The sequence below is a fragment of the Nonomuraea sp. NPDC049750 genome (assembly GCF_040659625.1).
In the GTDB taxonomy this organism is placed as follows: Bacteria; Actinomycetota; Actinomycetes; order Streptosporangiales; family Streptosporangiaceae; genus Nonomuraea.
In genome coordinates this window covers 1-5,073 of record NZ_JBFANB010000022.1, presented here as the reverse complement: position 1 = coordinate 5,073, position 5,073 = coordinate 1, and the positions used below count along the sequence as shown (strand labels likewise).

The 5,073-nt window shown below is 58.1% G+C and carries 4 protein-coding genes; 3 read left to right on the top strand and 1 reads right to left on the bottom strand.

From position 1 onward, the window contains the following. Positions 1-1,459: hypothetical protein (locus AB0J16_RS40490; protein ID WP_358550064.1), on the top strand; the 1,459-nt coding region annotated here is incomplete at its 5' end. 526 nt (positions 1,460-1,985) lie between these two features. On the opposite strand, the gene AB0J16_RS40485 is transcribed toward AB0J16_RS40490, so the two are convergent. Further along, positions 1,986-2,201, bottom strand: a complete 216-nt coding sequence (locus tag AB0J16_RS40485) for a transposase (protein WP_358550062.1) — start codon at positions 2,199-2,201, stop codon at positions 1,986-1,988. A 1,541-nt stretch (positions 2,202-3,742) separates the two neighbouring features. Between AB0J16_RS40485 and AB0J16_RS40480 the strand changes: the two genes are divergently transcribed. After that, positions 3,743-3,973 (top strand): hypothetical protein, encoded by a 231-nt coding sequence (locus AB0J16_RS40480; protein ID WP_358550060.1) that lies wholly within the window; start codon positions 3,743-3,745, stop codon positions 3,971-3,973. Positions 3,974-4,028: 55 nt separating this feature from the next. After that, positions 4,029-4,733: a hypothetical protein gene (locus tag AB0J16_RS40475; protein ID WP_358550058.1), complete on the top strand. Its 705-nt coding sequence runs from the start codon at positions 4,029-4,031 to the stop codon at positions 4,731-4,733. The last annotated feature ends 340 nt before the right edge of the window (positions 4,734-5,073 follow it).

The window sequence follows — 5,073 nt, the reverse complement described above, 5'->3', positions numbered from 1 at the left end:
GCACCACCGAGCTAAAACAATGAGCAACATGGTCGGTCCCCTAGCCGAGGTTGGGCAGCTTGACCGTGCTGAAGCACTCGCCCGCTCCATCACTGATCCAGACAGCCAAGCCTGGGCTTTGAGCGATCTAATCGGTCCTCTGACTGAAGCCGGCCTACCCGACCGTGCTGAAGCACTCGCCTACTCCATCACTGATCCAGACAGCCAAGCCTGGGCTTTGAGCAAACTAGTCGGCTACCTGGCAAAGGCCGGGCAGCTTGACCGTGCTGAAGCACTTGCCCGCTCCATCACTGATCCACAAAAGCAAGCCTCGGCACTGAGCCATCTGGTCGGCCCCCTAGCCGAGGCGGGACAACTCAACCATGCTGATCAAGTGGCCCGACAAGCCGAAGCGCTTACCCGCGCCGGCACCGACGTACACAACCAAGCCCAGGAACTGAGAAATATGGCGGCCGCCCTGGCCACGGCGGGACAACTAGACCACGCCACCGAGGTGACCCAAGAAGCCGAAGAGCTCGCCCGCTCCATCACCGACCCTCACAACCAAGCCGTAGCGTTGAGCAACCTGGCCGGCGTCCTAGCCGAGATCGGACAGTTCGACCGCGCCGAAACACTTGCCCGCTCCATCACCGACTCTCGCAACCAAGCCGCAGCGTTGAGGAACCTGGCCGGCGTCCTAGCCGAGATCGGACAGTTCGACCGCGCCGAAGCACTCGCCCGCTCCATCACCGAGTCTCGCAACCAAGCCGCAGCCCTGAGCGATCTAGTCGGCCCTCTAGCCGAGGTTGGGCAGTTGGACCGTGCCGAAGGGGTCGCCCGCTCCATCTCTGACCTGTTCGTCCGATCCTGGGCACTGAGCAGCTTGATCGGTCCCCTTGCCAAGGCCGGAAACCTCAACCACGCCAATCAGGTGGCACGGCAGGCCGAAGCGCTCGCCTGCTTCATCGCCGACCAGGATATGCAGGCGGTGGCGCTGAGCCATATGGCGGCTGCCCTCGCCACAGTGGGCCAACCAGACCACGCCGACCATGCGCTCCAGCAAGCCGAAGCGCTCGCCCGCTCCATCACCGACCCGGACAATCGAGCCGCAGCACAAAGCAACCTAGTCAGTGTGTTAGCTGAAATTGGGCAGTTCGACCGTGCTGAAACGCTCGCCCGCTCAATCACCGACCTGTTCGTCCAATCGTGGTCACTGAGCAGTCTCGTCAGCCATCTGGCCAAGGCCGGACAGATTGAGCGTGCTGAAGAACTCACCCACTCCACCACCAACGCAGTCGTCGCTGCAGAAGCGATAGGCGAAATAGCCCCTTATACAAGTAAGCATAAATCCCGTAAATTGCTTACATGGGCCTTGAGTAAATTCAGATCGGATACGCTGTTGGTCAACATTGCAAAGGTTGAGCCATCCGCAATACTCCGAATAGCTGGGATAACTACCCGCACCGCGGACAAGAAGTGACGGTCTCCAAGTTAGGATCAACCATCAGGATGCAGCCCTTCGCAGAGGGAGGACTCCGAAAGGGCAATTCTCGCTGCCCGCCGCTGGTGAATAACAAAAAGGCTGGCAGAAACCGCCGACATTCTTGCAGCTCGCCGGGCTGCTTTCGCGGCACTGCTCAAAGTTGACTAGCCATCTCATGCAGTGGCAAAGACCGACGAAGTCGGTCTGCGGCAGTTTCCTGAGTCAACCCCTCTACGAAAATGGGGATGTTGTTGCTGGTCAGGTCGCATCTTGAAGCGTCCTGGGTGCGGTGAGGACGTGGGATATTCGATGGCAAGGTGACCTGGACCGCAGCGAAGCGAGGACCAGGAGCGCCGCGGCAGTACTACGACGCCAGCGGTGTGCGGTGTTTGGCGTAGTGGACGGCGGGGTCGTAGGGGGTGCCGTTGCGCCAACAGGTGTGCATAACGCGTAGCCAGCCTCGGCCGAGGATGCGCACTGCGTTGGGGTGGCGTTTGCCGCAGTCGCGGGCCCGTTGGTAGGCCTATTCGGCCCAGGGGTTGGCGTGCCGGCTGTTGTCGGCGAAGTGGGTCATGGCTTTGCGAACGGCTCGGTCGGCGCTGTGCCTGAAGCCGACGGTGTGGACTTTGCCGCTGGCGCGGGTGACCGGGGCCATGCCGACTTCGGCGAGCTCGTCGGCGGTCAGGCCGCATTCCAGCATGGGACCGATCTCGCCGATGATCTGCGCGAGGTTGACCATGTCGACCCGGGGCAGGGCGCGGAACAGGAAGGCGTAGGGGTGCTCGTCCAGCGCCGCCTTGAGGGTGGCCTCGAGGTCGGCGATGCCGCGGATCAGGGCGCGGACCTGCTCGACCTGTGGTGATCAGGATGGTCACGGTGTGGCGGCCGATCCGGCTGGCAGGCCGGGGTGCCTGGCGCAGGTGTTCGACGAGTTCGGCGCCGGACTTGCCGCTGGTGTAGCGGCATGGGCGCAGGAGCGCGTCGCATAGGGCCTCACCCAACGGCCCGCATGCCACAAGCCGATGACAAGGGATCCGTACTGCAGGGAACTGAAGCCTCTCGGCAGCTTGATCATCCGTTGTCGGGCACCGATCCCCCGCGATTCCCGAGATTGCAGGTGAGGATACGGGCGACCTGCGGACCTGCATATGGACGCTGCTGTCACCGCATGATTCCCGCACTATGCCAGGTACATGCGCTTCGCTCATACGCTCTGCCCCGACTGTCTAACGCGAGGGAAATTCGTCTTTCCGTCAAGCAATCTTTCCTTTTCGATATCAGATTGTTATAAACGAAAATCTATTTCCTTTGGCTCGCAGCCTAGAATCTCCCTGAAAGGTTGGCGTAGGAACCGAAGCTCGGCAATGGATCATGGCCATGTTTTGAGGAGAGCCCCCGATGCCTCGCAGAGTGAGCGAAGCTGATGCAGTTGCACGAATGTTGGAGAGAGGAGCACAGCCTTTAGTCCCATTCCCTGGAACGCAGTCACCGTGGCTCTGTCGTTGCTTGAAGTGCGGCAAGGAAAGCTCTCCCCGATATAATGACGTCGTAAATAAGGGCAGCGGCGTTTGTCGGGGCCTCTGCCGATCCGAACGAATAGCAGGCGGCCTAAAGAGAGATGCTATAGAAGCCGCAGATATGATGCGCGCCTGGGGTTGGGAACCACTGGAGGGCTACCCCGGAGCCGGTGTTCCGTGGAAAAGCCGCTGCCTCGAATGCGGCAACATCTTTTCCAAGAAGCTATCTCATGTCCAGAGAAATCGAGGTGGCTGCAGGCATTGCCTAGGGATGCTCGTGACGCCCGAGTCCGCCCGAATGGTGATGCTCCAGGCCGATCTAGAGCCACTATTAGACTATCCAGGATCTCAGAAGCCGTGGCTCTCGCGCTGCACACGAACTGGCCATCTGGGACGCCCAACCTATTCCCATGTAAAAGCTCGCGGCCACCAGTGTTGGCAGTGCCGTTCATCTGATATCTCCACGGCACTCCGGTTTACTGAGACCGAAGCCAAGGAAATAATGCATGATGCGGGACTAGAAATTTTGGCCACTTACCCAGGAAGCATGAAGCCATGGAAAGCTCGCTGTATGGGATGCGGTTCAATAGTGGCGCCCATGTTGCATAATATCCGAGCAGGCAGTGGGGGTTGCACTAAATGCGCTGTTCGTGGCATAGACCTAACAAAGCCAGGTTATCTATACCTAGTAGTGCACAACGCTCACCGTGCGCTGAAGGTTGGCATAGCAAATGTTAATGAGCGACTACGGCAACATACATCTTTGGGATGGCAGGTAGTTGGTCGCTGGGAAGCCAGCGTCGTGCAAGACGCGCGTGAGATTGAGCGAGAGGTTCTTGCCTGGTTCAGCCGCTTGGGAATCCCCTACGCATTCGAGCGAGGCGAAATGAAGTATCGCGGCTATACAGAAACCGCTTCGCTCGAGAATATCAGCACAGAACAGGTAGAGAAATTCATTGAGCTGCTTGCCGTAAATGTGCTCACACGATCCTGATTACAGAATCGAGCGATGAGAGTATCGGGAAGCCAGCGACAGAGGAAGGTCTGGAGTGCTAGGTGCATTAGCTAGTCTGGGCGATGCTATCAGCGGACTAGGGGCAGTTCTAGCAGTATTTGCAGCTATATACGTCTCATACAAGACACGGCTAGATGTACAGAGAGACAGGGATCTTCGCATACTCCCTATCCTAGCGTTCCAGCCAGAAGGAACAGTAGTCTCACTCAACGAACGAAACTTCAACTATAGTATAGGAGGAGTATCGGCGGATTTCGTCAAATCCAACTTCAGGGATATACCAGCAGAGACCCGAATTCTCGATCTGCCTGATGATTTCCATACGTACGGCCAGCTTATAAATTACGGACAAGGGCCAGCCTTCGATGTTCGTGTGGCATGGAAACCGGAGACCATGGCAATAGGATCGGATGAGTTTCCATTAGGTTACGAGCTGTTGAAGTCGCTGAAATTCGACGAAGAACTAAACACTATGCCCAGCGTTCCGGCCAACATAGCACCCGGCGAAGAAGCTGGACTTACCAGAATACCGACCTTCCTTATTCTCGATACCAAAAGGGCGGCTACAGCGATAGAATGTCGAGCGATCATTAACTACAAGGATCTCCTTGGCAGACAAATGCAAACAACCCAGCAGGTACATGTATTCCCCGAGCACACCCACAATGAATATACCTACATTATCACTTTCGGCGACGTGCTGAATCTCCCTGCAGCGCTTGATTCGCGCAAGAAATAGAGAGGATAGTCTGCCGTTAATGCCAGCCAAAGGCGCATCAAATCAAGCGCATAGCTTCGACGATGCAGTTGAATTACTCAGCGAATCGACTCAGACGTGGATGCTACTAAATAGGACATTTGCGGTCGCAAAACATGACAGCCTTACAGGGTGTTGGCGCGTGGGCGGCGCGGGCCGCGACCGGCCGAAGAGCCGCAGCGCGGCCAGCGACCGCCCAACGTGCGGCAGACCGCCGCAGGCGGGCTGGTTGAGTCGGCATGAGGCGCGGTATCGGGATTGCTCTCGACCCGTTTCCTCATGCCGCTCGCCGAACCCGCCGTGCGCCTCTCGACGCAACGGG

Coding starts and splice junctions, on each gene's coding strand:
- AB0J16_RS40485 (WP_358550062.1), bottom strand. CDS start 2,201: ATGGTCAACCTCGCGCAGATCATCGGCGAGATCGGTCCCATGCTGGAA.